Source organism: Parafrankia irregularis, from assembly GCF_001536285.1.
GTDB lineage: Bacteria > Actinomycetota > Actinomycetes > Frankiales > Frankiaceae > Parafrankia > Parafrankia irregularis.
Genome location: NZ_FAOZ01000004.1, coordinates 132,842 through 158,929 on the forward strand (window position 1 = coordinate 132,842; position 26,088 = coordinate 158,929).

The 26,088-nt window shown below is 71.0% G+C and carries 23 protein-coding genes; 9 read left to right on the top strand and 14 right to left on the bottom strand.

Annotated elements, in window-relative coordinates; translation table 11 throughout:
• Positions 1-32: 32 nt before the first annotated feature.
• Entirely contained in the window at positions 33-956 is a 924-nt protein-coding gene (locus AWX74_RS07605; protein ID WP_091273152.1) for an alpha/beta hydrolase, read from the bottom strand.
• Between the two features lie 211 nt (positions 957-1,167).
• Between AWX74_RS07605 and AWX74_RS07610 the strand changes: the two genes are divergently transcribed.
• Entirely contained in the window at positions 1,168-2,043 is an 876-nt protein-coding gene (locus AWX74_RS07610; protein ID WP_091273155.1) for a helix-turn-helix domain-containing protein, read from the top strand.
• Between the two features lie 22 nt (positions 2,044-2,065).
• Here the strand turns inward: AWX74_RS07610 and AWX74_RS07615 are convergent, their stop codons facing one another.
• The 3 genes from AWX74_RS07615 to AWX74_RS07625 form a co-directional block, all read right to left on the bottom strand.
• Entirely contained in the window at positions 2,066-3,535 is a 1,470-nt protein-coding gene (locus tag AWX74_RS07615; protein WP_242666126.1) for an ATP-binding protein, read from the bottom strand.
• A 103-nt stretch (positions 3,536-3,638) separates the two neighbouring features.
• Positions 3,639-4,517 carry a TIGR03620 family F420-dependent LLM class oxidoreductase gene (locus AWX74_RS07620; protein ID WP_091273157.1) on the bottom strand — a complete coding sequence of 293 codons (879 nt, stop codon included), beginning with the start codon at positions 4,515-4,517 and terminating at the stop codon, positions 3,639-3,641.
• 244 nt (positions 4,518-4,761) lie between these two features.
• Positions 4,762-5,166: an SSI family serine proteinase inhibitor gene (locus tag AWX74_RS07625; protein ID WP_091273160.1), complete on the bottom strand. Its 405-nt coding sequence runs from the start codon at positions 5,164-5,166 to the stop codon at positions 4,762-4,764.
• Positions 5,167-5,523: 357 nt separating this feature from the next.
• On the opposite strand from AWX74_RS07625, the gene AWX74_RS07630 reads away from it, so the two are divergent.
• Complete coding sequence (locus AWX74_RS07630) at positions 5,524-6,738, top strand: esterase-like activity of phytase family protein (protein WP_091273163.1); 1,215 nt, start codon at positions 5,524-5,526, stop codon at positions 6,736-6,738.
• Positions 6,739-6,807: 69 nt separating this feature from the next.
• Here the strand turns inward: AWX74_RS07630 and AWX74_RS07635 are convergent, their stop codons facing one another.
• Positions 6,808-9,540: an ATP-dependent RNA helicase gene (locus AWX74_RS07635; protein WP_091273166.1), complete on the bottom strand. Its 2,733-nt coding sequence runs from the start codon at positions 9,538-9,540 to the stop codon at positions 6,808-6,810.
• Positions 9,541-9,662: 122 nt separating this feature from the next.
• Here AWX74_RS07635 and AWX74_RS07640 point away from each other — a divergent pair, with 122 nt between their 5' ends.
• Positions 9,663-10,052 carry an ester cyclase gene (locus AWX74_RS07640; protein WP_091273169.1) on the top strand — a complete coding sequence of 130 codons (390 nt, stop codon included), beginning with the start codon at positions 9,663-9,665 and terminating at the stop codon, positions 10,050-10,052.
• On the opposite strand, the gene AWX74_RS07645 is transcribed toward AWX74_RS07640, so the two are convergent.
• The 9 genes from AWX74_RS07645 to AWX74_RS07685 form a co-directional block, all read right to left on the bottom strand.
• Positions 10,045-10,725 (bottom strand): TetR/AcrR family transcriptional regulator, encoded by a 681-nt coding sequence (locus tag AWX74_RS07645; protein ID WP_242666127.1) that lies wholly within the window; start codon positions 10,723-10,725, stop codon positions 10,045-10,047. The genes AWX74_RS07640 and AWX74_RS07645 overlap by 8 nt on opposite strands.
• Positions 10,726-10,975: 250 nt before the next feature.
• Positions 10,976-12,172, bottom strand: a complete 1,197-nt coding sequence (locus AWX74_RS07650) for an ABC transporter substrate-binding protein (protein WP_207550271.1) — start codon at positions 12,170-12,172, stop codon at positions 10,976-10,978.
• 207 nt (positions 12,173-12,379) lie between these two features.
• Positions 12,380-13,618, bottom strand: coding sequence for a branched-chain amino acid ABC transporter permease (locus AWX74_RS07655; protein WP_091273172.1), 1,239 nt, complete (start codon positions 13,616-13,618; stop codon positions 12,380-12,382).
• Entirely contained in the window at positions 13,611-14,501 is an 891-nt protein-coding gene (locus AWX74_RS07660) for a branched-chain amino acid ABC transporter permease (protein WP_091273173.1), read from the bottom strand. The genes AWX74_RS07655 and AWX74_RS07660 overlap by 8 nt, the downstream gene beginning before the upstream one ends.
• The gene (locus AWX74_RS07665; RefSeq protein WP_091273713.1) at positions 14,498-15,373 is read right to left on the bottom strand and encodes an ABC transporter ATP-binding protein; all 876 of its coding nucleotides are present in this window, start codon (positions 15,371-15,373) and stop codon (positions 14,498-14,500) included. The genes AWX74_RS07660 and AWX74_RS07665 overlap by 4 nt, the downstream gene beginning before the upstream one ends.
• Positions 15,370-16,188, bottom strand: a complete 819-nt coding sequence (locus AWX74_RS07670) for an ABC transporter ATP-binding protein (protein ID WP_091273174.1) — start codon at positions 16,186-16,188, stop codon at positions 15,370-15,372. Before AWX74_RS07670 ends, AWX74_RS07665 begins: the two co-directional genes overlap by 4 nt.
• Before the next feature lie 302 nt (positions 16,189-16,490).
• Positions 16,491-18,077 carry an acyl-CoA synthetase gene (locus AWX74_RS07675; protein WP_091273175.1) on the bottom strand — a complete coding sequence of 529 codons (1,587 nt, stop codon included), beginning with the start codon at positions 18,075-18,077 and terminating at the stop codon, positions 16,491-16,493.
• A 300-nt stretch (positions 18,078-18,377) separates the two neighbouring features.
• A complete protein-coding gene (locus AWX74_RS07680; protein ID WP_091273715.1) occupies positions 18,378-19,370 on the bottom strand; it encodes a 3-carboxyethylcatechol 2,3-dioxygenase in 993 nt (330 codons plus the stop codon).
• A gap of 35 nt (positions 19,371-19,405) precedes the next feature.
• The gene (locus tag AWX74_RS07685; RefSeq protein WP_091273717.1) at positions 19,406-20,389 is read right to left on the bottom strand and encodes a zinc-binding dehydrogenase; all 984 of its coding nucleotides are present in this window, start codon (positions 20,387-20,389) and stop codon (positions 19,406-19,408) included.
• Between the two features lie 255 nt (positions 20,390-20,644).
• Between AWX74_RS07685 and AWX74_RS07690 the strand changes: the two genes are divergently transcribed.
• From AWX74_RS07690 to hcaB, 6 genes are all read left to right on the top strand, one after another.
• Complete coding sequence (locus tag AWX74_RS07690; protein WP_091273176.1) at positions 20,645-22,003, top strand: aromatic ring-hydroxylating dioxygenase subunit alpha; 1,359 nt, start codon at positions 20,645-20,647, stop codon at positions 22,001-22,003.
• The gene (locus AWX74_RS07695) at positions 22,000-22,368 is read left to right on the top strand and encodes a non-heme iron oxygenase ferredoxin subunit (protein WP_091273177.1); all 369 of its coding nucleotides are present in this window, start codon (positions 22,000-22,002) and stop codon (positions 22,366-22,368) included. Before AWX74_RS07690 ends, AWX74_RS07695 begins: the two co-directional genes overlap by 4 nt.
• The gene (locus AWX74_RS07700) at positions 22,365-23,582 is read left to right on the top strand and encodes an NAD(P)/FAD-dependent oxidoreductase (protein ID WP_091273178.1); all 1,218 of its coding nucleotides are present in this window, start codon (positions 22,365-22,367) and stop codon (positions 23,580-23,582) included. Before AWX74_RS07695 ends, AWX74_RS07700 begins: the two co-directional genes overlap by 4 nt.
• Positions 23,583-23,653: 71 nt before the next feature.
• Complete coding sequence (locus AWX74_RS07705) at positions 23,654-24,268, top strand: aromatic-ring-hydroxylating dioxygenase subunit beta (protein WP_091273179.1); 615 nt, start codon at positions 23,654-23,656, stop codon at positions 24,266-24,268.
• A gap of 109 nt (positions 24,269-24,377) precedes the next feature.
• Positions 24,378-25,205, top strand: a complete 828-nt coding sequence (locus AWX74_RS07710) for an alpha/beta fold hydrolase (protein WP_242666128.1) — start codon at positions 24,378-24,380, stop codon at positions 25,203-25,205.
• Positions 25,202-26,035: a 3-(cis-5,6-dihydroxycyclohexa-1,3-dien-1-yl)propanoate dehydrogenase gene (gene hcaB / locus AWX74_RS07715; RefSeq protein WP_091273181.1), complete on the top strand. Its 834-nt coding sequence runs from the start codon at positions 25,202-25,204 to the stop codon at positions 26,033-26,035. Before AWX74_RS07710 ends, hcaB begins: the two co-directional genes overlap by 4 nt.
• The last annotated feature ends 53 nt before the right edge of the window (positions 26,036-26,088 follow it).

A 26,088-nucleotide genomic window follows, 5' to 3' on the forward strand; every position in this document is an offset into this window, starting at 1 on the left:
CTGCAGGTTCGTCGGTTATGCGGCGAGGTCGGTCATTTGTTCAGATTGGTGGTGAAGTAGTCGGCGAGCCTGTCGACGGCGAGGTCGATGTACTCGCGCTTGTCGTAGAGGTCGACGTGGCTGGCACCCCTGATCCAGTGGATCTCCGCGGGGCCGGTGGCACGCCGGTGGGCTTCCAGTCCCATCCAGGCGGTGACGGCGTGCTCGCCGAGGATCTGCAGGATCGGGCGGGGGCCGATCAGCGGGACGGCGTGGAAGACGTCGCTGGACGCCATCCTGTCGATGCTCTCCCAGGCGAGGAACTTCGCCGAGCGTTCGTGGTAGCCACGGGGGCCGCAGTAGTACTCCCAGCCTTCGACGCCGTGCTGGCCGCCGAGAGCACCGGCCTGTTCGGCGGTCTCGGGGAACATGGTCATCACACCGGGGTCCTCGCCGCGGGCGGCGGCCGTGCGGGCCTGGGCGGCGGCGTCCAGCAGGGACTGGAAGACGGCCGGGTCCTGGGTGCCGTCGGCGCCGTAGCGGAACTGGCGCGCGGGTTCGGCGGTGCACACGGTCGCCACGGCCCTGACCCGGTGGTCGTCACCGGTGGCGGCGAGCGAGTATCCGCCGGAGGCGCACACGCCCAGCAGGCCGATCCGGTCGGCGTCGACCTCGGGCCGGGTCGTGAGGTAGGAGACGGCGGCCTTGAAGTCCTCGACTCGCTGGGCGGGGTCCTCCAGACCACGCGGCAGACCACCGGACTCACCCTGGTAGGCGGCGTCGAAGGCCAGGGCCACAAACCCCCGATCGGCCATCAGCCGCGCGTAGGTACCGGACGTCTGCTCCTTCACCCCGGTACCGGGGTGACCGACCACCAGCGCCGGAAGCGTGGCGCCGTCAGTCGGGTGGTCTGGAACGTAGAGGTGCGCGGCGATCTCGATGCCGGCACTGTCGAACGTGACGCTGGTCCTGGCCATGAGGACGGCTCTCCCTTGTCGATCAGTCGCTGGGTGCCCGCCGTCTGGCGCGTCCGGTGACGGTCTGTCCCGGCTGAGCGCACCCTGTCGGGCGGTGTCCTCACCATCGACGACGGCCCGCAGGTGGCAAAGAGGAAGGTCTCTGCCTGGGAAGGAACCTGGCCCCTCACACCGGTGCCGTTCCCGCGGCGGAAACCGCAGACTGGAGACCATGAGCTCGGCATCGGCCTCCCACCTCGGCGCCTTCCTGAAAGCCCGCCGGGCCCAGCTGGATCCGCGGGAATGCGGCCTGCCCGGGACGGACTCCACCCGCCGGGTCGCGGGGCTGCGCCGCGAGGAGGTGGCTCAGCTCGCCGCGATCAGCGTTGACTACTACACCCGGCTCGAACAGGGGCGCGTCCGGGCCTCCGCCTCCGTGCTCGCCACCCTCGTCCGCGCCCTGCGCCTCGACGGCGACCAGGAGAGCTATCTGTACGAGCTCGCGGGCAGGAGCGACGCCCTGCCGCATCGGCGCCGGCCGGCCCAGCGGGTACGGCCTGCCATGCGCCGCCTGCTGGACCAGCTCACCCAGACGCCCGCGCTGGTCCTCGGCAGACGCCTGGACGTCCTCGACTGGAATCCGGCGGCAGCCGCTCTCTACCTCGACTTCTCAGCGCTCTCACCGGCTCGCCGCAACTATGTGAACCTGCTGTTCACCAACCCGGTGATCCGCGAAATGCACCAGGACTGGAAACACGACGCCCGCGAAGCGGTCGCCGCGCTGCGCACGGAGGCCGCCGCGGATCCCGACGACCCGGAGCTCGCCCGCCTCGTCGGGGAACTGTCCGTCCAGGACCTCGATTTCCGCACCTGGTGGGCCGAGCACCGCGTCAGTAACGCCAGCTACGGGACGAAGCGTTACCGGCACCGCCTCGTGGGCGACCTCACCCTCGACTGCGACACCTGGGCCAGCCCCGACGGCTCCGGACAACGCCTGATGGTCCTCACCGCCGAAGCCGGCAGCCCGTCCCACGACGCCCTGCGCATTCTCACCTCCTGGAACGCGGAGCAGCCCGGCCCCGAACGAGCAGAGGACCTGAGGCGATGAGCAAGCCGATGAGCACATACCGCTAGTCGAAGATGTCGGCGGCAGTGACGGTGAGACATTCCGGTGGTGCGTTGCGGATCTCCACGCGAGCGCACAGAGCGAGGCGCACCGTGGCGGAGCCGTCGATCCCGCTGCTGCCAGGGCCGGCGGCCGGGTCGGCCGGGTCGGCAGTCCAGTCGTCTGGCGGGCGACCCGAGGCCGCTGGAACGGCTGTCACGGATGGAGCGGCTGCTGCGACGGCACGAGCCTTCTCCGAAAGTCGGCCGGCGATCCGCCGGCCGTCGACAGAGCGAGCCCACTTCGCCTCGCCGAACAGGATCGGGTGTCGGTCTCTGCCCGCGAGCACGACCGCATCGATCTCGTTCTGCCCGCCAGCGTTCCAGTAGGGCCCTACCGCGACGATGTCACTGCCCAGTGCGCCGGTGACCGCGAGTCGGCGCAGGTGTTCGCGAAACGCTTCCTCCCACGGTTTGCCGAGATGATCGTCCAGACTCTCGATCAGTACGGGCAGGATCGCTTTTCCCAGTCCACGCTCGATCTCCGCGCGGTATCGAGAAAGCAGCCCGAGGTAGAAGGCCAGGAAGTTGTCGGCGATTCGGTAGGCCCGACGCCGGCTGCGCGCTGTTTCGGTGACCGGCATCTGTCGTTCGACCAGCCGCAGCTCGACGAGCCGATCCAGAGTGCGGGCCGGTTCAGCGCGAATGTGGTCTTTGATCTCGTTGTACTGGGTGCGGCCCTCAGCTATCGCGTGGAGCACGGCCGCCGGGTATTCACCGTGCTCCACCTCGGTGGCGAGGACCAGCTGCCCCTCGGTGAGCAGTGGCGCTCCGGGCCGGCAGGCGAGCCGTAGCAGGTTGTCAGCGAGGTCGGCGTCCTGGTCCCACCACGACAGATACAGCGGAACCCCGCCGACCAGCCCGTACACGAGCGCACGGTCGGAGGGTGTCAGCCCGGGCAGCATGAGTGCGGCCTCGTGCGGACGGAACGGATGCAGTGACAGTGACAGGTCGAACCTGCCGTACAGGGGCGCCCGCTGCTCCTGTAGCGCGGTCATGTGCCGCACGGCCGACCCACACAGCAGCAGCCGTAGCCTGGTCCGCCCGGCTGTCCGGTCGAGGAAGGCCCGCAGGACGCCGGGCAGTTCGGGTGAGGTGGCGACTATCTCGGGGAACTCGTCCAGGACGACGAGGAGCGGCTCCTGCTCAGCCGCCGCGGCGAGGTCGTCGAGCGCGTCGTCCCAGTCCAGGTAGGGGCGCGCGGCGAGATCACGGATTCGGCCCGGTAGTGCGATGGCCGCCTGGCGGGACAGTTGCGCCAGCTCCCCGGCTGCCGCCCGCCCGGCTCCGGTATGGGACACCGACCGACGGCCCTGGGCGAAACGCTGCAACAGGGCGGTCTTGCCGACCCGTCGCCGCCCCCACACCACCGCCGGCCGAGGGTCGGTCGAGCGCCACCACGCCTCAAGAGCGGCGAGTTCGTCGGTGCGGTTCACAAAGGCCACCGCCACCCCGCCTCTCAGGTCTACTCACACCACCCGTAACTTACCTGCCCTGTAAGTTACACGCGTCGTCACTGACGGCACAGCATCGGTGAGCTCAGGTGTTCGAGGGGGCTGCCGTTCCAAGGCCCTCGGCGACCCGGTCGAGGACCCGGGCGGCCGGAGGCGGCGGCACGAGCTGGAGGACGACGTGATCGGCGCCGGCGGCGCGCTGGTCGTCGAGGCGTGCGCGCAGCGCGGCCGGCTCGTCGGGGACGGCGAGGGCGTCGACAAGGGCGTCGCTGGCCGTCGCGAAATCGGCGTCCGTGAAGCCGTATCGCGCGAGGTTCGCGCGATAGTTGGGCATCCCGAGGCACAGCCCGAGGTAACGGCGTAGCTCGTCGGTCGTCTCGGTGGCGCCGAGCGCGACCATCTGCGAGGGCGCGATCCACGGGCCGGCGCCGACGGCGGCGCGCGCGGCGGCGGTGTGGGCGACGGGGCAGAAGTAGGTGTGCAGACCATCGGTGGCGGTCCCGGCGAGCTCGATCATCTTCGGGCCGAGTGCGCCGAGGAACCGTGGCGGCAGAGGATTCCGGTGCCCAGCGGCCGTGTCCATCGCTGCGAGGTAGTCGCGCAGGGCGGTCAGGGGCTTGGCGTAGGTGGAGCCGCGAGCTTCGGCGAGATGACGATGGCTGGTGCCGAGACCGAGCGCGAACCGCCCCGGGAACGCCTCGTGCAGCGTCGCCGCCGCACCGACCATCGCGCGCGGGTCCCGGGCGTGGATCGTCGCCACTCCGAGCGCGACGGTGAGCCGTTCGGTGGCCTGCAGGTAGAGCGCGGCTCGGACGAACGGGTCCAGGCTGCTGTATTCCTGCAGCCAGATCGTCGTGATGCCGGCCTTTTCCAGGTCGCGCACGGCGGCGATTGCCTCGGCGGCCGGCAGCTGGTCGAGGAAGCCTGCCCACAGGCCGATTCCGGTCGGCAGAGTGCCGGTCATACGACGTCTCCTTACTCAGCAAGGCGCCGCGCAACGGCACGGGAGCCTCGGCCGGATGCCGTCGTCGGACGGTACATCGTCGAGCCCGCGAGTTCCTCCGATGCTGTGCTGACCTCGGGTGAGGTCCGGGGAGACGTCCGGTCGCGGGTGACAGCCGCTGGGAATGCGGCTGCTGGCCGCGCATCGTGGGCGGTGGCGACCCTGGCCACTTTTCCCGGGGTCACCACGGCCACGAGAACCGTCGTCAGAAGACCGGGTGGGTCTCCACGTACAGCAGGCAGCTGTTCTCGAAGGTCTTCGTCCAGTGGACCTTCCTGCCTCCCCACCGGCCGTCGGCCGTCGCCGTCACCGGGGCGTAGATGGCCGGGCAGAGCACCGCGGGGTCCACGGGGAGCTGGTTGAAGTCGCCGCCCGCGGCGGCGATGGCCGCGCACGCCCCCGCCGGGTCCGGATGGGTTGCCAGGGGAATCGGCGGACAGGTCAGCAGAACGGGTTCGCCCAGATAGGGGGTGGTTCCTTCGGAGACGGTGAGGATGAACGCGCCCCGCGGGACGCCGGGTGACGCCTGCGCCGCGGCCGGCGCGAAGCCGACGGCCGCGGTCGCGATCGCCAGGGCTACGATCACTTTCCGGAAAATGGATCTCGACATTGCCACAAGAACCTCCTGTGCTGATTTTCTTCACCGCAAGATAACGGGTCCTGTCACGTGGCCGAAGGATGGCGAGTACGTGAACAGTGAAGAAAGCTGGGCGGCGAGGGGATGTCTGGGGTCGAATACGAATGAAGCGCCACACAAGCTAGAGGCCCACCGTAATGGGGTCAAGTGACGTATGTGCGCGGTGCTGGAGATGGATCCGGCCGTTTTTCATCGGTGCAGCTCGACAGGCCGGGGCAAAATTCGTTTACGCACCTGACCGGTGGCGGACACCGAGAAGCTTCGCTGCCGTTCGCCGGGCTCGACAGTGTGGAACTGAAACGGAGGAGAATCAGAACCGGAGGAGCATTCATGACCCGTCTCCCGACCCGCTGGGTGATCCGAACCGCGGGACCAGCGGGAACCCGGCCCCGGCCCCAGCCCCAGCCCCACCCCCGACCGCGGCGGGCCCGCGCCGGGCTGGCCGCCGCAGTGCTGGCGGGCCTCACCGTCGCGACCGTGGGCACCGCCGCGAGCGCGGCGTCTTCGCCGGCGGCCGACGGACGTCCCGTGCCCGGTTTCGGCGGGCCGGAAGCCGACTGCCCTCCGCGCGGCACCGCGATCGGTTTCAGCGACGCCCTGAACAAGGTCGTCGTCGACGGTGAGACGGTCGGCGGCCTCTCCGGGCTCGCCTACGACGCACGCAGGCACGCGTACGCGGCGGTCGTGGATCGCTCCGGCACCCGACCCGCGCGGATCTGGTTCCTCTCCGACACCGCCCGGCCGACGGTGGTGGGCAGCATCGTGCTGCGGACGTCCACCGGCGTCGGGTACGACGGCGGCAACTTCGACGGCGAAGGCCTCGCGGTCCTGCCCGACGGGCGGTATGTCGTCAGCTCGGAGACGGAGCCCTCGATCAGGATCTTCGACCGGGCCGGGACCGAGCAGAGCGCCCTGCCGGTACCGGGTCGCTTCCGGGTGGCGCCCGCGGGTGAGGCGACCGACAACGCCACGCTCGAAGGCCTCTCCATCTCCCCGTCGGGGCGTTTCATCTACGCGGCGATGGAAGGCACCCTGGCCGGCGACGTCTCCGCGGCCGGTGAGGCCCAGACCCGGCGGATCCTCGTCTACCGGCGTACCGCCACCGGCTCGTACGAGCTGAGCCGACAGCTGGGCTACCGGGTCGAACCCGGGCAGCGGATCTCCGAGATCGCCGCCTACGGCGAAGACGGGCTGCTCGTTCTGGAGGCCTCGTTCACCGCCGGGGTGGGTAACCGCAACGCCCTGTGGGCGGTACCGGACACCGGGCGCAGCGCGGATGTCACCGCGGTACCCAACCTCTCGGCGCTCCCAGCACGTGCCCTCGCCGGCAAGCAGCTTGTCGCGGACCTCACCGCCTGCCCGACGCTGGGTGCGACCAACCCCGGAACCCAGATCAACCCGCTGATGGACAACTACGAGGCTCTCGCGATCGATCCCCGTGGGCGCCTCGGACGCGGGCTGGTGACCGTCAGCGTGCTCAGCGACGACAACTTCGGTGCCACCCAGGTGACCCGCCTGCTCCGGGTCGCGGTGCGGCTGCCCTGATCGACGTCCACTCCGAAGACCGGTGGCGGCTGGGTGGCGGCGCTGAGGCGGGCGCCGCCACCGACCCTGTCAGCGGCTGCGGGTGCGGGGGGCGACGCGGCGGGTCGGTGGGGCAGTGGTCGGGTCGTCCGGCCAGGGGTGTCGGGGGTAGCGGCCGCGCAGCTCCGCGCGGACCTGCGGGTAGCCGGTGCGCCAGAACGACGCCAGGTCGCTCGTCACCGCCACCGGGCGCCCCGCCGGTGACAGCAGGTGAAGCACCAGCGGCGCGCGGCCGTCGGCGACGGCGGGCACCCGCTCCCACCCGAACACCTCGGCGATCTTCACGGCGAGCACGGGGCCGGCCGCGCCGCTGCTGCCGCTGTAGTCGAGACGCACCCGGGAGCCGCTCGGCACCGTCACCCGTTCGGGTGCCAGTTCGTCCAGCCGGCCGGCCTGTGGCCAGGGCAGCAGCCGGCGCAGCGCGTGGCCGGCGTCGATACGCCCGAGGTCGGCGCGGCGTCGCACACCGTCGAGGTCCGGCCCGAGCCAGTCGGGGGCGCAGTCCAGCAGGGCGGCGTCGGTGACGTCGGGCCAGGGGGCGCCGAGCAGCCGGTGGCAGAACGCGAGCCGGTCGCGCAGGGCGAGCGCGTCGGCGCTCCATCGCAGCACCGGCAGGCCCGCGGCCCGCAGCCCGTCGAGCACCGCGGCCCGCAGCAGGGACGGATCGGGCCTGCCCACCGGGCGTTCGGCGAGGATGATCGCGCCGAGGCGCTCGAGCTGGCGGGCGACGATGTCGCCGCCGGACCAGGCGACCTCGTCCTCGGTGCGCAGCAGCGCCGCGCCCGCCTCCCGCGCGGTCGCCGCGTCGAGGGCGACGGCCAGGCGCACTCGGGCGGACGTCCGGCCTGGCCCGCGGTCGGCGACCGCGATGGCGAGCCAGCCCGCCCCGGTCAACGCCGAGCCCGCGGCGAGCTCGGCACCGGTCCCACCGGCCATCAGGTAGTTCGTGCTGCCGGCGTCGCGGGCCCGCGCGAGCCGTTCGGGGAAGGCGAGACCGACCACCAGCCCCGCCGCGAGATCGTCGGTGATCCCACCCGCATCCCGCGCCGCGGGCCCGGCAAGCTCCCCGGGTCCGCCGGGTTCTCCGGGTCCACCGGGCTCCCCGGTCCCGATGGGTGGGGATTGCGCGGCTGAGCGCAGCCGGCGGGTCTCCTCCCGCCAGCGGGCGGACGCGGCCCGGTCCGTGTCGCCCCGCAGGCGGCGCCACCCGGCGACGAGGTCGTCGGACGGGCCGCCGACCGATCCACCGACCGATCCACCGACCGAGCCGCCCACCGGGCCGTCCCCGGAGAGCATCGCGACGACCTCCGCCGCGCGGCGGGCGCCGACGGACCGGGTGCCGTCGAGCAGCGCTCGCGCGAGCCGCGGATGGGTCCCGACCTGGGCGATCGAACGTCCTCGCGGGGTGACCCGGCCGGTCTCGTCGACAGCTCCGAGGGCCCGCAGCGTCGCCCCGGCAGCTTCCATCGCGCCGGCCGGCGGCTCGCTGAGCAGGGGCAGGCCCACCCCACCGGGATTGCCCCAGACCGCCAGTTCCAGCGCGAAGGCGGTGAGGTCGGCGACGGCGATCTCCGGTTCCGGCTGGGCGGGCAGCCGGTCATGCTCCGCGGCGGACCAGCAGCGGTACACCCGGCCCGGGGCCTCCCGCCCGGCCCGGCCCGCGCGCTGCCCGGCGGACGACCGGGACACCCGCACGGTGACCAGCGAGCCCAGCCCGCGGGCATGGTCCATCCGCGGGGAGCGGGCCAGGCCGGCGTCGACGACGACCCGCACACCGGGCACCGTGAGACTGCTCTCCGCGACCGCGGTGGCCAGGACGACCCGGCGACGCGGGCCGGGGCGCAGCACCGCGTCCTGCGCGCCGCCGGTCTGCCGGCCGTGCAGGGTGAGGACGTCGACGGCGTCCCGGTGTCCGGCCTCCCGTCGGCCGGCGAGCCGCCCGGCGACGGCGGTGATCTCACCGGCCCCTGGCAGGAAGACGAGCACATCCCCGGATGTCTCCCGCAGCGCGCGCCCGACTGTCGCGGCGACGTGGTCGAGAAGCCTCGGGTCGACCCGCAGCCCGTGCGCCGGAGTGATCACACCTGGTGGGGGCGCCCAGACGACCTCGACGTCGTACATCGAGGCGTCGGTCCCGATGACCGGCGCGGGCTGGTCGGGCGTGCCGAGCATCGCGGCCAGCCGCCGGGTGTCGGCGGTCGCGGAAGCGGCGACCAGACGCAGGTCGGGACGCAGCACGGCTCGGACGTCGAGCAGGAGCGCGAGCGCCAGGTCGGCGTCGAGGTGGCGCTCGTGGCACTCGTCGAGGACGACCGCGTCGGTCCCGGGCAGTTCGGGGTCGCGTTGCAGCCGCCGCACCAGGACGCCGGTCGTGACCACCTCGACCCTGGTCGACGGCCCGGCCCGGCGCTCGCCGCGGATCGTGTAACCGACCGCGCCCCCCACCTCGCCGGTACCTACCTCGCCACCGCCTACGTCGTTACCCCGAATCTCGCCGCCGCCGGTGAGGCTGGCCATCCGCCGGGCCGCGGCGCGGACGGCGATCCGCCGCGGCTCGACGACCAGCACGCGGCCGGGGACGTGGTCGGCGAGCGCGAGCGGGACGAGCGTCGTCTTGCCGGTGCCTGGCGGCGCCACCAGCACCGCGGCCCCACCGGCGTGGCCCGGCCGGGGCTGGTCGCGGGCGGTCAGCGCGCCGATGAGCGCCGGCAGGGCGGCCCGGATGGGGAGGTTCCCCCCGGCGACCGTGGCGTCGGGCAGCATTCACGGAGCCTAGTAGCTGCCATTCCAGGTGTTTTCGACCTTGCGAACCGGGGACTTCCCCGGTTATCGTGCCGAGGTGGAAGCGGGGATATCCCCGTATCGCCTTGCTCTGGAGGTCGTTCATGGCTTCGTCAGTGATGACGCCTGCCGTCGGGATCGTTGAGCGGATGGCGGACGCCGTGCTCCGAGGAGACTTCGACGGTGCGTTGGCGCTGATCGCGCCCGATGCCGTCGACCATTCCGCACTGCCCGGGGCGCCCACCGGCCACGAGGGCTGGCGGCAGAAGTGGGCGGCCCTGGGCGCCCAGGCCGCGCAGATCCGGACGACCGTCGAGCAGCGGGTGACGACCGGCGACACGGTGGCCACCCGGTACGCCCTGCGCGACGCTGCGACGGGCGAGCCGATCGGGTTCGCCCTCGACATGCTCCGGGTCCGGGGCGGCCAGATCGTCGAGCACTGGGGCCTGCCGCTGCCGCTGCCCCTGCCGGCCGCGGCGGGTTCGACTAACTGAGCGCCTGAGCTCCCCGCGGCCCGATGCCCTGGTAGAGCAGACGCAGCAGGCGGTCGGCGTGCTGGGCGCCGGTGGACTCGGTGGTGAGGGCGATCGCGTTGACCAGCGCCAGCAGATCGGCCACCTCGAGGTCGTCGCGGACAGCGCCGGCCCGCAGGGCGGCGGCGAGCAGGGCCGCCGCGGTTTCGCCGATCGCCCCCTGGCAGGCAGCGATCACCGCGGAGTCCTCGCTGCGCCCGGTCATCAGCGCCTCCGCGAGGCCTTTCCTGGACGTCACGTGCTCGATGAAGGCGTGCAGCCAGCCGAGCAGCGCCGGGCCCGGGTCCTGGTCGACGGCAAGCTGCTCGCCCTGCGCGCACAGCGCCTCGACCTCTTCGACGCACACGCCGACGAGCAGGTCGCGGCGGGTCGGGAAGTGGCGGTAGAGCGTTGCGTTGCCCACCCCGGCGGTCCGGGCGATCTTGTCCAGTGAGGCCTGCGGGCCGTCGGCCGCGAAGACCGTCGCCGCGGCGGCGAGAAGGGCCTCGTAGTTGCGCCGGGCGTCCGCCCGATGGGGTGGCCGCAGCAGCGCGCCCAGCCCAGGACGGTGGATCTCCGCCGGTACCGCTCCGATCGGACTCCCCGGACCGCTGCCGTGAGGGTGGTCCATGTCCTCACCGGTGGCCACTGTCACCTTCCCAGCCTTGCACCGTCCCAGCCTTGCACCGTCCCAGCCTTGCACCTTCCGAGCCTTGCACCTTCCCAGCCTTGCACCTGCAGGGCCTGACCACCCGGGTTGTGGAGCGGATGGCTCGTCGTCGGGCTGGAACTGGTGGGGCCTCGATGTCCTCCTGCGCGCGAATCGGAGGAGGGGCCGTCGTGGTCCGGAACCGACGTCGGCTGCGGACCACGACTCGCTCGTCGGCTGGCCTGAACCGGCGCGATCAGCCGCGGCTGTACTGGCGCACGGTTGGTCCCTCGTACAGCGATTTGACCGTCGTCAGGCCGCCGCCGGTGTCCGCGGCCCGGAGGATGAAGTTCTGCCGGCTCGGGCTGACGCCGGGCCTGCTGTAGTCGATCTTGCCGAGGAGTCCGCCGGTGTCGATGTCAGTGAGGCTCTGCTTGGCGTGGACGACTCCCTCGCGGGTGAGATCGCCGGCCTGGCAGGCCTTTTCCAGGATCTCCGACATCACGTGCGCGGAGGCGAATCCGGAGAGCATCGTGACGCTGGGCGCGGAACCGGGGAACTTCTTCTGGTAGTCGGCGAGGGGTTCCTGGGTGACGTCCTCGTCATAGGCCGGGTAGGGGCTGATGTTGTAGTAGTTGGCGATGAGGGCATCCCGGGCTGGTGTCTTGAGCAGCCCCGGAGAGAAGGTCGGGTTGTTGCCGACAAGTGGGACGTTCAGTCCCTGCGTCGCGGCGACCGTGGCCGCCGAGGCGGTCTGGCCCGGGGAGCTTGCCAGGAGAATGGTCTTTACCCCCGCCGCCTTCAGCGCGGTGATCTGGGCGGTCATGTCCTGATCGCCTGGGGTCACCTTCTGCTCGACGACGCTCATGTCGTGCTGCTTGGCGAAGAAGGAGGCACCCGCGAGCGTGGTTGCTCCCCAGTCGCCCTCCAGGTAGATCACACCGATCGCGTCCCCGGGAGCGATTTTCTTTTCCTCGAGGAGATAGTCGAGGCCGTTGACGACCTCGACGTCGTAGGTCGGGCCCAGAACGGCCATGTCCGGGTTGTCGGTGAGGCTTGCCGCCCAGGTGAGCGGAACGGTGACGATGGAGTCCTGCTCGATCCGGTCGGACAGCGCCGCGGTCATCGCCGAGCCGAGCAGCTGCTGGATGCCCAGGACGTCGCCGCGCAGGCCCGAATACAACGAGGTGGCGTTCTGGACGTTGTACCCGTGATCCTTGATCTCAAGCTTCACCTGGTAGGTGCCGCACACTCCGCCTTCGGCGTTCCGCGCGTCCCAGAAGATCTGCTGACCCGAGGTCAGCTCCTTTCCGAGAGCGGCGAAGACGCCGGTGGCGTCGGTCAGTACCCCGAGGGTGATCGTGTCACCCTCGATGCCGGCCCCGACCCGTACGGAACCACTGCTGGAATCCGGCGTGGAGTTCTGGCTCTTGCTGCTGCAGGCCGCCAGCACGAGCGCCGCGGCGGTAGCGCATATCCCCGCGCCCCGCAGGTGACGTCGCCGCGGGCCCGGCGTCAGTCGTCCCCCTGACTGTCGCGCGACCTGTAAATCGATGGGTGCGTGCCCGGTTTCGGTCATGGAAGTTCTCTGCCTCTCGGTGTGGATGACGGGTCCAGCTATCGCAAGGAGTTCGGGTCGGGATGGGCCTGGGCTGAAACCTCAGGATTCGGGCGCGCTCTCATGCGCTGCCGCGAGTACCGTCGAGGCCTTCGCGGAGGCATTTGTTCTCGCCTGATCAGGCTGAGTCGGTTCAGGCTGACCAGCTGGTGAGCCGCCGCGCCACAGCCGTCGGGTGGGGGTGGCCTGGCCCTTCGGGCGTGACTGCGCGCGCCGGGCCAGGCCGGCAGCCCCGCTCGGTTCCAGCAGCACTATGAGCACCACCGCGGCGCCGTAGAGATAACGTGCCGCGTCGGCGTAGCTCACCCCGCCGCTACCCGGCGCGGAAAGGAAGGGAAGGGAGTCGCTGTACTGCTGGAGAACGGGCGGGAGCGCGGTCACGAGAACGGCGCCGGCGGCGGCTCCACCGACGGATCCGAGCCCGCCCAGGACTATCATCATCAGGTACTGGACGGAGATCTCGATGGTGAAGGACTCGGGCGCCACACTGCCGACGGAAAGCGCGTAGAGAACGCCCGAGAGACCTGCGTACATCGAGGACAGCAGAAATGCGCGTGACCGGTAGGCGGCGACGTCCACCCCGTTGACCGCGGCTGCGAGCTGATTGTCCCGTACCGCCTCGAGCGCGACTCCGCTGCGGCCACGGATGATGTTGCCCGCGAAGACCATGGCCAGGATGGCGAGCAGCAGACCGAGATACCAGAGTCGCTCGGCCTGGCCGAAGGGGACGCCGAGCAGGACGAGATCCGGATCGGAGTCGCTGAAGGAGAAGCCGGGCAGTGCGAAGTCCTCGACGGGCCGGCCGTTGAAACCGCCGGTGAGCGGTGTGGCGGTGTTGAGGATGTGCTGGCCGGCGACGACGAGACCAAGCGAGGCGACGGCGAGATACAGCCCGCGGACGCGGGCCGCCACCGGGCTGAACAGCAGCCCCGCCAGCCCCGAGACGACCACCGCCGCGATCATCGCGAGCATCGGGTGAAGGCCCAGCCCGATGACGCGATCCGAGCCCTTTCCGGTGGATTCCCCCGCGAGCAGTGAGTAGGAGATGGCGCCGACCGCGAGGAAGAACGCGTGTCCCAGGGAGAGCTGTCCGGTTGTTCCGCAGAGCAGGTTCAGCCCGACGGCGCCGATGACCGCCGCGAAGACCGCGAATCCGGTGCGCAGCCAGAACTCGTCGGCGTAGAAGGGGATCACGGCCGCGACGACGGCCAGGGCCGCGAGCAGCGACCGCCTGACATTCCCGGCGCTGGTGACGGGGCGCGTGATGATCGCCCTAGACACGGTTCAGCTCCTTTGTTCCCGCGAGCCCGGTCGGCCGTACCAACAGGACGACGATCATGACGAAGTAGGGGACGACCTCTCCGATCCCGCGTCCCAGGAACAGCAGGTCATCCTGGTATCCCGCCGCCAGTGACTCGGATACGCCGATCAGCAGCCCGGCGACGAGCGCGCCGCCGGGCGAGTCCAGGCCGCCCAGGACGGCGACGGGGAAGGCGGCGAACGCCACCCACCGAATGCCCGGTTCGAGCCCCGGGGTCGGGCTGCCGGTGAGGAAGACTCCGGCGACGGCGGCCAGCGCTCCTCCGAGCAGCCAGGAGGCCAGCGCCACCCGCCCCAGCCTGATGCCCATGAGCTGGGCTGCCTCCGGATCCTCGGCGGCGGCCCGCATGGCGACTCCCCAGGAGGTGAGCCGGAACGCGGTGAACAGGCCGGCGATCACCACGGCGGCCACGGCGAAGGCGATCAGCCGGTTCGCCGAGATGCTCACCCCGGCGACCTCGACGACGTCCGCGCCCCAGGGATGGCCGAGGCCGAGAATGTCGGAGCCGATCCGGCGGGTGAGGTCCGTCGCGATCAGGATGTCGACGCCGAGGAGCATGATCGTGAGGCTGATCGTCGGCGCGTTGCGCAGCCGGCGGACCAGGATCCGCTCGATCAGAGCGGACATTCCGGCCGCGGCGGCGATACCGAGGGCCACGGCGGCGGCGAAGCCCAAGGCCTCGTGCGTCCGGGCGATGACATACGCGCCGAGGAGAACAACCGCGCCATGCGCGAAGTTCAGCACCTCACTGCACCGGAAGATGATGACGAACCCGAGGGCGAGAAGGGCGTAGACCGCGCCCACCGCGAGACCGTTGGACAGCAGCGAGAGAAAGGTCGTCAAGGCTGTTCCCTCCGGGGAAGGTCGGTGGCCGTGGGCGCGGCTTCGGAGATCCCGTCCGACGAGCCCAGGTAGGCGCGGATGACCTCGGGGTCGCGCTGGATCTCGGTGGGGGTCCCGCTCGCGATGACCGTGCCGAAGTCGAGCACCGTCACCCGGTCGGCGATCGCCATGACCATGGCCATGTCGTGCTCGACGAGCAGGATCGTGATCCCCAGTCCCGCCCTGATCGAGCGCAGCTGTTCGGCCATCAGGGCGGACTCCGTGGCATTCATTCCCGCCACCGGCTCGTCCAGCAGGAGAACGCGCGGCTCGGTGGCCAGGGCGCGGCCGACCTCGACCCGTTTGCGATCGCCGTAGGAAAGGCCACTGACCTCGGCGTCGAAAAGGTCGCCGAGCTCCAGGAAATCTGCGATCTCCCTGACGCGGGCGGCGTGGAGCCGCTGTTCTCGGACAGCGGAGGGGAGCCGTAGGCCGGTCCGGACGAATCCGGCGCTCGTCAGGTGGTGGCGGCCCAGCATAATGCTTCGCTCAACGGTCGCATGCGGCGGGAGAACGATGTTCTGAAATGCCCGGCCGAGGCCGAGGCGGGTGATCTGGTGGGGGCGCAGGGAGGTGAGCTCGTCATCGCCGAGCCAGACCTCTCCCGCAGTGGTCCGGTACAGGCCTGAAATGACGTTGAACAGTGTCGACTTACCAGCCCCGTTCGGTCCGATGATCGCATGGATATGGCCGGGCTCGACGGACAGTGACACGTCCGAGAGCGCTTTGAGGGCACCGAAGGTGACGGACACGCCCTGGACGCGCAGCCATGGCGGCGCGTCGTCGGTCGTGGTCGTGGGCGTCCCTGCTGACGTGGCGTTGGCGCCGGTCATGACCGCCACCTGGTGAGAGTCCTGGCCTCGGATGGCCGAGCCCCGTGGCCGGCGCCGGTGGGTGTGGACTCGGCCACGGGGGTCGCCGGTCCCCCGTGGCCGAGGTAGAGCTGCCGTACCTGTTCGGAGGCGGCAAGCTCGGCGGCGCTGCCGGCGAGACTGACCTGGCCGACGTCGAGGACCACCGCGGTGTCCGCGAGCGCGAGGGCCATGGTGGCGTTCTGCTCGACCAGGACGACGCAGACGCCGTGGCGGTGGATCTCCGCCACGATCTCGCCCACCCGCTGGATCATCAGCGGTGCGAGCCCCAGCGACGGCTCGTCGAGCAGCAGCAGGCGCGGATCCGACATCAGCGCCCGACCGATCGCGAGCATCTGCTGCTCGCCGCCGGACAGCAGCGCGGCCCGCTGCCGCGAACGGGTGACCAGGATCGGGAAGAGCTCCTCGACGCGGCTGCGGGCACGGGCCGCGGCAGCACGGCTGCGGGCCCCGGCGGCACCGGCGCGCAGGTTGTCGTCGACGGTCAGGTGGCCGAACACCCGGCGGCCTTCGGGCACCTGAACCACCCCGGCCCGCACGATGGACGCCGCGTCCCGTCGGTGGATGGCCGTACCGTCCACGGTGATGGTGCCGGCATCCCGCTGGCCGCCGTGGCGATCGAGAGTTCCCGAGACCGCGCGTAACAGTGTGCTCTTCCCCGCGCCGTTGCTTCCCAACACTGTGAGAACGCCGCGTTCGGGGACCCGCAGCGAGACATCCCGCAGTGCCTGGACGGCGCCGCCATAGGTTACTGAAAGGCCGGCGACTTCCAACACGTGAAACCTCTTCGGAGTATTGAAAGGTGGTTTCTTGAAAATAGAGGAACCGGAGGATGGCGAGGTTTTCGGCATGCCTCGTACGGCGGCGAACTCAGGGTGCGGGATATGGTCTTCCGGATTCGTCGTTCCGGCCGGGAGGTGGAACGGTCGTCATCCCGATGTCCCGCGGAGGTGATGGCTGAGCCTTTTCGTCGTCGACTCGGGCCGGCGGAATCCCTGGCCGTGCGTCGTGAGGCGGAAAAGGCTCGCCGGGCGTCCTCGATCCGTAAGAACTACGCGGTTATGGGAGGTGAACTGCGTCAGGTGGAGGCTCCGGACGGGATCTGGTTCTGCTCGGCCCATTCCCGCAGTGGGCCCTTCAACAGTTTTCCGCTGGGGTTCCGGGGAATCTGGTCGAGCCGGCGCAGCTGGGTCGGGAGCTTGTAGCGGGCGAGGTGGCGAGCGGCGAAGTCCCGAATCTCCTCGATCGTCGGCTCGGCGCCCGGACGGCAGCTCAGGATCGCGACCACGGTCTCTCCCCAGTGGGCGTCGGGCACGCCGACGACGGCGACGTCGAGGACGTCGGGGTGCTCGATGAGGACCCGTTCCACCTCGGCCGGGTACACGTTCTCACCACCACTGATGATCATGTCCTTCAGGCGGTCGACGACGTAGTAGAAGCCGTCCTGATCGCGGTAGGCGATGTCCCCGGTGTGGAACCAGCCGCCGTGGTCGAACGCAGCGGCGGTGGCCGTCGGGTTCCGCCAGTAGCCGGGGGTCACGTTCGGGCCCTGGACACAGAGCTCGCCGCGGACGTCCGCCTCCTCGACGGGAATGCCGGTACCCGGCCTGACCAGGCAGACCCTGGTGAAGGGCATCGGAACCCCGGCCGAGCCGAGCTTGTCCCGGGTCAGGCCGGCCGGCAGGTAGGTGGCGAACGGAGCGGTCTCGGTCAGGCCCCAGGCCTGCTGTAACAGAACGCCCCGGTCGGCGTACTCGCGGATCAGGCCGGGCGGTACCGGGGCACCGGCGACGATCGCGGATCTCAGGGCGGTGAGGTCCGCGGCGGCGAACCCGGGCAGCCTGGCGACCGCGCCGAACATGGCGGGTACCGCGAACAGGACCGTCACCTTGAAACCGACGAGGTCGTCCAGGAACCGCTGTGGATCGAAGGAGCGGCGGATGATGACGAGGCCGCCACGCAGCAGGGTCCGCAGCGTGAGCGCGTTCAGCCCGCCGATGTGGAACAGCGGCGCGACGGCCAGCGTCACGTCGTCGTGGCGGGTGTCGACGACGTTGTCGACGTTGACGGCGTTCCACCAGATGTTGCCGTGGGTGAGGATGACGCCCTTGGGCAGGCCGGTGGTTCCCGAGGTGTACAGCAGAGCCGCGATGTCGTCGTCGTGGCGGGCCACCGGTTCCGCGACGTCGTCGGGGCCGGCGAGCAGCACCGACAGCGGGATCCACCCCGTGACCGGCCGGTCGGGCGCGGGGCAGGCCGGGTCGGTGTCGACGAGAACGTAGTGCCTGATCGACAGCTCGGCGCGCACGGACTCCACCACCTCACGGTGGCCTTCCTCGACGATCAGGACCTCGGCGTCGCAGTTGGTCAGGACCTGGCGGATCTCGGCCGCGGCCAGCCGGAAGTTCAGCGGCGCGAAGACGGCGCCGAGATGCGCGGCGGCGAGCATGGTCTCCAGCAGGACCGGGCTGTTGAAACCGAGATAGGCCACCCGGCCGCCCTGCGGCACACCGTGGCGGGCGAGCCCGGCGGCGAGCTGACGAACCGTCCGGGCGAGATCACCCGCGCTCGTCGTGCGGCCTTCGTAGTGGAGGGCGGCGGCCCCCGGGGCGTACCGCGCTCGACGGTAGAGCGCAGCCGCCGGGCTGATGTCGACGGAGTTCATGACGGGCTCCTTGAACGGCGGTCGGGCAATGCGAGAGAACGGAAGGGTGAATGGTGAGTGAGCCGTCTCGTCCGTGCAAGGTGCGACGGGGAGGGCTCGGTGTTCTCGACACGATGTCCGGGCCCGCCGCCTCCCCCTGTCTCCGACGTCCAGTCGTCCCCGCAGCTGACGCCTGCCATGCCCCCGCCGCGGTGCGGCGTGCGGACATAAGACGCTGGCTGCGGGGTGTGCTTCCAGCGGCTGTGCCGCGATACGGAACATTTCCGCCGCCCCTTCCGCGAGCCCTCCCGGCCAGGCTTCTCAGGGCTTCGACGGGAGACCGCCGGGCCGAGCAGTGAGCCCCTCGTCCCGCTGGCCCGAAGGGAGCGCGGTGGCGACGGCGAAGCCGGCGATCCACTCCGGGATCGGCCGGTAGAAGCGGGATGTCATGGAGTAGGCGCCGGTGGCGGCCAGAGACGCGAAGGCGGCGATCCAGGCGCGGGTCTCATGCCCGGACCCGCCGCCCTCGGCACCCATCCATTCGACGGTCCAGGCGTCGACGTCCTCAAGCCGGCCGCCGGCGAAGGTGTCGAGGACCAGCTCGTCCCAGGCCGGGTTGATCGCAATCATGCTGGTCGATCCGCCGGCGTAGGCGCGGCCGGCCTGCACGACCCGCTCCTCGCCGCGGGCGCGCTGCTCGGGGGTGGGCGGATGGCCCTCGATCAGGCCGTCGGCGACCCGCGGTGGCGCGCCGGCCAGGATGGGCACCGGCGGGTCGTGGGAGAGGCCACCGGAGCCGATGAACAGGACCCGGCGGTCAAGGTCGGCCGCCGCCAGGCCGATGGCGGTTCCCAGGGCGCGGATCCGGCTGACCGGCCCGAACGGTGCCGCGACACCGTTGACGAAGATCGGGACGACGGGCACCTGGTCGATGCCGCCGAAGAGCACCTGCAGCGGCTGGACGAACCCGTGGTCCACGGTCATCCGCGCGGAGACCGTCAGGTCGACGCCCCGGGCGAGCGCTCCGTCCGCGAGTGTTCGCGCGGCCTCGCCGTCGACGGAGAGCGGCCCCGCCGCGGAGCCGAAGTCCCCGACCGCGTTGGCCTCGGTGGCCAGGCAGAACGGCGGCATCTCGCGGTAGAAGAAGCCGTTGTAGTGGTCCGGCGCGTAGAGGACCACCAGGTCGGGGGCGAAGGCCGCGATGAAGGCGCGGGCGTCCGTCACGGCCTCGTCGACGGCGGCGAGGACGTCGGGTGCCGGGTCGTTCTTCCCGATCAGCGGGGAGTGGGATATCCCCACGAGCGCGGCGGGCATCAGGTTCCCTTCACACATGCTTGTCGCTGCGCTGGCTACGGGCGCGGCGCGGGTGGGCACACGATGATCTTTCCGGTGAGCTCGCCGTCGAGCATGAGCTGGAAGCCCTTGTCGATCTCGTCAAGGGGCAGGACCCGGTCGATGACCGGCCGCACGCCGGTGGCGTCCATCATCCGCAGCATGGCGATGAGCTCCGGACGGGTGCAGCCGGTGGAGCCCAGAATGCGCTGTTGCAGGTAGAAGACCCGGGCCAGGTCCGCCGGCGGGTTCGTGCCGCTGGTGGCACCGGCGACGACGAGCGTCCCGCCGGGGCGCAGCGACCGGAGTGAGTGCGACCAGGTGGCCTCGCCGACCGTCTCGATGACGACGTCGACCTTCTCCGGCAGCTTCGCGCCGCTGGGGAACGTCTCGCGGGCTCCCCAGGACAGCGCCTTCTCTCGTTTGTCCTCGCTGCGGCTGGTCGCGTAGACGACCGCTCCGGCCGCGGCGGCGAGGCTGATCGCGGCGGACGCCACCCCGCCGCCGGCGCCCTGGACCAGCACCCGGTCGCCGGCGGTGATCCTGGCCTGGGTGAACAGCATCCGGTACGCGGTGGTCCAGGCGACCGGCAGGCACGCGGCCTGCTCGAAGGTCAGCCACTCGGGTTTCGGGATCAGGTTGCGGGTCGGCACCGTCAGGTACTGCGCGAACGCGCCGTCGTGGCGCTCGGAGAGCAGCGCCCGGTCCGGATCGAGGGTCTCGTCACCGCCGCCGGCATCCGGATCGGCGATCACCGGGTAGACGATGACCTCGTTGCCGTCCTCGTCGAGGCCGGCCGCGTCGCAGCCCAGGATGATCGGTAGCCGTTCGGCGGGATGGCCCACCCCGCGCAGGGTCCAGACGTCGTGCATGTTGATGGACGAGGCGACCACCCGGACGACCGACCAGCCGGGTCGGGCCGCGGGCCTGGGAACATCACCGACCTTCAGCCCCGACAGCGGGTCGGTGGCGCTTTGCGCGACGGCGCGTGCTGCGAGCATGCCGTCACGATGCATCGGCCGATGTCAGGCCGGATACCACCCGTGCCGTCCTGCGGCACGGGTGCTGGCCGAAGCGGGCGTCGGCTCGTTTCCTGGTTGCTGTGACCGCACCCGCAGGGCCTCCGGGGGGCGCGGTCCGGCCTCGTCCAGCCTCGTGGATCACGCCGATGCCCCGCCCCCGGGCGGCGGGGCTGGACGAGGAGGAGGCCTGGCGAACACGGTGGCGGCCCCACCGGACACGGGAGAGGAGCTCCTATGACGTCGAGCCCTGAGCTGGCCGGCCGCTTGGGTCGGCCCACCCCTACTCCGTTCGGCCCCCTGAGCCGCCCGCCCGAGCTGGCCTCGACCATCGACACGTCCGGTCTGGTGGACGCCGACGGCGGCCTTGTCGACCGGGCCATCTTCACGGATCACCAGATCTACCAGCAGGAGCTGCGTCGGGTCTTCGCGCCCAGCTGGCTGTTTCTCGCGCACACGGACCAGTTCCGCAGGCCCGGTGATTTCTTCGGCACCTACATGGGCGAGGACCCGGTCATCGTCACGATGGACAGGAACCGGAAGATCCGGGCCTACCTCAACTCCTGCCGGCATCGGGGCGCTCGGGTGTGCCGCGCCGACGCCGGCACCACCCGGAACTTCACCTGCACCTACCACGGCTGGTCGTACGGCCTCGACGGTGGGCTGGTCAGCGTCCCGAACAAGGCCGGGTACCCGGATGGTTTCGACACCGCCGACTGGGGCCTGGTCGAGGTCCCGCTCATCGACAGCCACCGCGGCCTGATCTTCGGCACCTGGAATCCGCAGGCGCCGTCGCTGAGCGAGGCGCTGGGCACGATGGCCTGGTACATGGACGCGATGCTCGACCACGACGGCTCGGGCACCGAGGTCGTCGGTGGAGTCCACAAATGGGTCCTGGACGGCAACTGGAAACTGGCGGCCGAGCAGTTCGCGACCGACTGGTACCACGTGAACATGAGCCACGCGTCGGCGTTGATGCTTCTGTCGCCGGAGGGAAAAGGCCCCCGGGACGAGATCGTGCATCGCAGCGGCCGCCAGTACGCCGACCCGAACGGTCACGGCGCGGGATTCCCGGTCCATCCGAGGAACCGTTTCGACGCCCAGCCGGTGCACCAGTGGTTCGACTACGACGCGGCCCGGGCCCGCCTCGGGGACGCGCGGGTCGAGGGCCCGCTGACCAACGGCCATGCCACCGTCTTCCCCAACTTCTCGTACCTGCCGGTCAACGGCAGTGTCCGGGTCTGGCATCCGAAAGGCCCCGACCGGATGGAGGTGTGGGCCTGGACGCTGGTGGACCGTTCGATGCCCGACGACGTCAAGGAAGCCCAGCGCCTCTACAACCTGCGCACCTTCGGGCCCAGCGGCGTCTTCGAGCAGGACGACGGCGAGAACTGGAGCGAGGTGCAGGCCATCTCGCGCGGGTTCGTCACCAACAGCGTCCCGCTCAACTACCAGATGGGCCTGGGCTCGGAACGTGAGGACGGGCGATATCCCGGCCTGACCAGTGAGCTCTACAGCGATTCCGCCGGCCGCGCGTTCTACCGGCGCTGGCAGCGACTGATGAACACCCCGGCCTGGTACGAGGGGGACGTATGAGCACGACGGGCATCCGGGTCGCGGCCCTCGACGACATTCCCGAGGGCGAGGGCATCGCGATCGACCGTGCCGTCACCGGCACCGACGACGACATCGCGTTGCTGCGTGACGACGACGGCACTGTGTGGGCGCTCAACGACACCTGCACCCATGAGACGGCATCCCTCGCCGAGGGCTGGGTGGAGAAGGGGTACGTCGAGTGCCCGCTGCACGCCAGCCGGTTCTGCCTGCGTGACGGGAAGGTGGAGGGGCTGCCCGCGACCCGCGATGCCGTCGCCCACCGAACGGAGGTCCGGGGCGGAGAGGTGTACCTCTTCCCGAACGAGCCCCCCGACGCGCCCCCGAACGGGGCGGCGGCGTCGTGAGCGGCGTGGCGCACAAGGTCGTCGTCGTCGGTGGCGGCATCGCCGGCGTCAGCACGGTGGCCGCCCTACGTGCCGGCGGCTACGACGGTTCGCTGACCCTCGTCGACGCGGGCGGGCTTCCCCACGACCGGCCGCCGCTGAGCAAGGACTACCTGGCCGGCAGGCGAGGCCTCGAACAGATCGCCCTGCAGCCGCCCGAGTGGTACGACACGCAGTCGGTCCGCCTGGTCACCCGAGCCCGGGTGACGGCGCTGCGGCCCGCGTCGGGGCAGGTCGAGCTCGCCGACGGCACCGAACTACCCGCCGACCGGGTCGTCCTGGCCACCGGCGGCTCGGCTGCGCGCCCGCCGATCCCTGGTGCGCGCGGCAGCGCCGTCCATGTGCTGCGCACCGTCGACGACGCGGATCGCCTCCGGGAAGCCCTGCCCTCGGCGCGGCGGGTCCTGGTGGTCGGCGCCGGTCTGATCGGCGCGGAGGTCGCCTCCACGCTGGCCGGGCTGGGATGCGACGTCGTGCTGGCCGACCCGGTGGCGAGGCCGCTTTCCGCTGCCGTCGGACCAGACCTCGCGGCCTGGCTGCACGACCAGCACCGGGCCCGCGGCATCCACACCGTCGCCGCCGGCCTCGCCACGCTCACGCATACGTCCAGCGGTGTCGAGGCCGCGCTGGTCGGCGAGGGGCGGGCGCGGGTGGTCGACCTCGTCGTGCTCGGGGTCGGCATGGTCTCGGACACCGGGCTTGCCGAGGCCGCCGGCCTCGACGTCGACCGAGGGGTGCTGGTGGATGCCGGTCAGCGCACCTCCAACCCCGCGGTGTTGGCCGTCGGTGACGCGACCCGCGCTCGCGCGGACGGTACCCGGGTCGAGCACTGGGATGCGGCCCGGTCTGACGGAGAATGCGCGGCGGCGACACTGCTTGGCCGGCCCGCGCCGGCCCGGCCGACCCCCTGGTTCTGGAGCGACCGCCACGGCCGGCATGTCGAGGTGGTCGGCCGGATGGCGGACGCGGACCACACCGTCGCGCGCGGGTGCTTCGGCGACGAGCCGTTCGCGGTGTTTGGCCTGCGCGGGAACCTGGTGGTCGGTGCCGCGTCCGTCGACGACGGCCTCGCCGCGCGTACCGCGCGCCGGCTGGTGGCCGGCGCCATCCCCGTCGACGCCGCCCAGCTGGCCGACCCGTCGACGAATCTTCGCCGGCTGCTGCGCGGCGGCTGACTCGCGGGCAGCCGTGCCGCTGGGCGGCACGACACCTGGCCGGCCCCGCTCCTGAAAGGATCGAATGAGGCGTGAGCACCACGTCCGACCGTGTCGCGACACCGGATGCGGCCGTCGCTGACCGCCGAGCCGACCTCGGTACCCATTTCGAGGTCGAACAGCTCTACTACCGCGAAGCCGACCTGCTCGACGAACACCGGTTCGTGGAATGGCTGGATCTGCTCGCGGACGACCTCGTGTACTGGATGCCGACCCGGACGGACCGGCTGCGCAGGCAGCAGGACCGCTCCGTCGCCGCCCGTGGCGAGGCCGCCTACTACGACGAGACGAAGGCCAGCCTGCAGTGGCGGATCCGCCGGTTCGAATCCGGCTCGGCCTGGTCCGAGGACCCGCCGTCACGGACCCGGCATCTGATCACGAACGTTCGGGTACGTCACGCCGTCGTGGGTGACGACCTGGCCGGGCCGGATCTGGCCGAGCCGGGCCTGGGACCCGCGGAGGCGGTGTTGGTCGCCCGCTCGAACTTTCTCGTCTACCGCAACCGGCTCCAGCGTGAGGAGAACGTGTTCGCCGGTGAGCGCACCGATCTGCTGCGACGTGCCGGGGGCGGGCTGCTCATCGCGCGCCGCACGGTTCTGCTCGATCAGAACGTGCTGCTCGCGAAGAACATCAGCACATTCTTCTGATTTCCGCGCGCACGCGGATCTCCGCTTCGTCGATCTCTGATCCCACCGCCGACCTGTTGAAGGAACCATCGTGACAACCGCCAGTGAAGTCGCGCTGAGGACGCATAGGGTGCCCACCGCACTCGGCGAGATCGCCGTTGCCGAGGCAGGCGACGGCCCAGTGCTGGTCATGCTGCACGGCGGCGGGCCCGGTGCCTCCGGCGTAAGCAACTACCACCAGAACCTCCCCGCACTGACGGCCCATTTCCGGGTGGTGCTGCCCGACCAGCCTGGGTTCGGCGGCAGCTATCGGCCCACCGAGAGTGATCTGGCCGCCCGGTCCATCACCGCCATCACGGCGGACGCGCTGCTCCAGGCACTCGACGCACTGGGCGTCGACCGGTTCCACCTGCTCGGCAACAGCCTTGGCGGAGCCGCTGCCCTCGCGCTCGCGCAGCAGCACCCCGACCGGGTCGAGAAGCTGGTGCTGATGGCACCGGGCGGCGGCTGGCTCCCGTTCGGGCCCACGCCCACCGAGGGCCAGAAGGAGATGTTCCGCTACTACCAGGGCGGCGGCCCCAGCGAAAAGAAGATGGCCGCGTTCATCCGGACAATGGTCTTCGACCACCGTCAGTTCGGCGAGGATGTCGTCCGGGCACGTTACGAGGCTTCGCTGGACGAAAGCCATATCGCCTTCTACCACCTTTACAACGCGGCGTTCGCCAAGCGCGGCGGCATGGATCCGCTGTGGCGTGACCTGCACCGGATCACCGCGTCGACGCTGCTGTTGTGGGGGCGCGACGACCGGACTATCACCCTGGAGGGGGCCCAGATCATGCTGAAGCAGATTCGGGACGTCCAGCTGCATGTGTTCGGCCGCTGCGGTCACTGGGTGCAGCTGGAGCGGGCGCGGGAGTTCGAGCGCCTGGTCACCGATTTCCTGCGGGCCGCCACATGAGTGGATGGCTTTCGGGGGACGTCGCCCTGATCACCGGCGGTGCCTCCGGGATCGGTGCGGCCGTCGCCGAGCGTTTCGTCGCCGAGGATGCCGCTGTCGTGATCTTCGATCGCGATGCCTCCCGGCTCGACCTCGTCCGCGGGAAGTCGGCCGACCCGGATCGCGTCCACACCGTGACCGGCGACGTCCGGTCCAGCGCCGACCTGCACCGCGCGGTCACCGAGACCGTCGACCGGTTCGGCCGGCTCGACATCCTCGTCGCCAACGCGGGAGTCTGGGACTACCAGCGCCAGCTCACCCGCCTGTCGGCCGGCGAGCTCGACGCCGCTTTCGACGAGATCTTCGCGATCAACGTCAAGGGCTACCTGCTCGCCGCCGAAGCCGCCTGGCGGGAGCTTGTCAAAGCGCACGGCTGCATCGTCATGACGCTGTCCAACGCCTCGTTCTACGTCAACGGCGGAGGCCCGCTCTACACGGCGAGCAAACATGCCTGCCTTGGCCTGATGCGCGAGCTGGCCTATGAACTCGCGCCGAAGGTGCGGGTGAACGGGGTGGCGTGCGGGGCCATGCGCACCGACCTGCGCGGCCCCGAAGCGCTCGCGCTCGCGGACCGCTCGCTCGCGGCCTCCTTCGACCGCAGGCCCGCCGACGCGCCCGCACCACCCATTCCGCTCCACAGCGCCAGCGTCGAGCCGGCGGACCTGACCGGTCCGTATGTGCTGCTGGCGGCTCGCGCGCAGAGCAGCACCATCACCGGTCAGGCGATCCAGGCGGACGGCGGCATCGGCGTCCGCGGATTCACCTCCGGTGCGGGTGGCGACCAACTCTGAGAGCACCGGCTGGTTCTGCTGGATGGCTCGATCAATCGGAAGCCCGGGGGGGC

Coding starts and splice junctions, on each gene's coding strand:
- AWX74_RS07640 (WP_091273169.1), top strand. CDS start 9,663: ATGGCTTCGTCAGTGATGACGCCTGCCGTCGGGATCGTTGAGCGGATG.
- AWX74_RS07665 (WP_091273713.1), bottom strand. CDS start 15,373: ATGACCGGCGCCAACGCCACGTCAGCAGGGACGCCCACGACCACGACC.
- AWX74_RS07690 (WP_091273176.1), top strand. CDS start 20,645: ATGACGTCGAGCCCTGAGCTGGCCGGCCGCTTGGGTCGGCCCACCCCT.
- AWX74_RS07625 (WP_091273160.1), bottom strand. CDS start 5,166: ATGTCGAGATCCATTTTCCGGAAAGTGATCGTAGCCCTGGCGATCGCG.
- AWX74_RS07695 (WP_091273177.1), top strand. CDS start 22,000: ATGAGCACGACGGGCATCCGGGTCGCGGCCCTCGACGACATTCCCGAG.
- AWX74_RS07605 (WP_091273152.1), bottom strand. CDS start 956: ATGGCCAGGACCAGCGTCACGTTCGACAGTGCCGGCATCGAGATCGCC.
- AWX74_RS07620 (WP_091273157.1), bottom strand. CDS start 4,517: ATGACCGGCACTCTGCCGACCGGAATCGGCCTGTGGGCAGGCTTCCTC.
- AWX74_RS07630 (WP_091273163.1), top strand. CDS start 5,524: ATGACCCGTCTCCCGACCCGCTGGGTGATCCGAACCGCGGGACCAGCG.
- AWX74_RS07675 (WP_091273175.1), bottom strand. CDS start 18,077: ATGAACTCCGTCGACATCAGCCCGGCGGCTGCGCTCTACCGTCGAGCG.
- AWX74_RS07680 (WP_091273715.1), bottom strand. CDS start 19,370: ATGCCCGCCGCGCTCGTGGGGATATCCCACTCCCCGCTGATCGGGAAG.
- AWX74_RS07635 (WP_091273166.1), bottom strand. CDS start 9,540: ATGCTGCCCGACGCCACGGTCGCCGGGGGGAACCTCCCCATCCGGGCC.
- hcaB (WP_091273181.1), top strand. CDS start 25,202: ATGAGTGGATGGCTTTCGGGGGACGTCGCCCTGATCACCGGCGGTGCC.
- AWX74_RS07685 (WP_091273717.1), bottom strand. CDS start 20,389: ATGCTCGCAGCACGCGCCGTCGCGCAAAGCGCCACCGACCCGCTGTCG.
- AWX74_RS07610 (WP_091273155.1), top strand. CDS start 1,168: ATGAGCTCGGCATCGGCCTCCCACCTCGGCGCCTTCCTGAAAGCCCGC.